Source organism: Bradyrhizobium campsiandrae (assembly GCF_014529705.1).
GTDB lineage: Bacteria > Pseudomonadota > Alphaproteobacteria > Rhizobiales > Xanthobacteraceae > Bradyrhizobium > Bradyrhizobium campsiandrae.
This window is the reverse complement of record NZ_JAANIH010000237.1, coordinates 1-415: the sequence shown is the minus strand read 5'-3', so window position 1 is coordinate 415 and position 415 is coordinate 1. Positions and strand designations below refer to the sequence as shown.

1 protein-coding gene is annotated in these 415 nt (G+C 60.7%); it reads right to left on the bottom strand.

Annotated elements, in window-relative coordinates:
- On the bottom strand, positions 1-287 hold a 287-nt coding region (locus G8O24_RS47245), incomplete at its 3' end, for a LacI family DNA-binding transcriptional regulator (RefSeq protein WP_188108444.1).
- Positions 288-415 lie beyond the last annotated feature (128 nt).

Here is a 415-nt window from a genome sequence, read left to right as displayed (position 1 = left end):
AGCAGCATCTGGTACCCGTGCTCAGAGAGGCGAAGATTCGCTCCCGATGCCATCGGCGACAGAGTTGGCTCACTGTAGAAAACGTCGGCTTTTTCGCGGGCTACGAGGACCACAGTGTCGGTGGACCGGACTCGTAGCGACCGGGCTGCTCGATTGGGGACATAACCGGTGGTAATGATCGCGTCGGCGACAGCTCGTGCGGTTGCGGGGGCAACGTTGGTGTGGCCGTTGAGGACCCGTGACACTGTGGCATGGGAGACACCGGCGACCCGAGCTACCTCGTGCATAGTGGGTCGGCCTGTTTCCGCACTCATCGACAATCCTCCTCATTATTCCGGTCCACCATCGGTGACGCTCGGTTGTGCGACCCCACTTGTCGGAGGTGGGCCACGAGTCGTAATGTACACGTGTACAC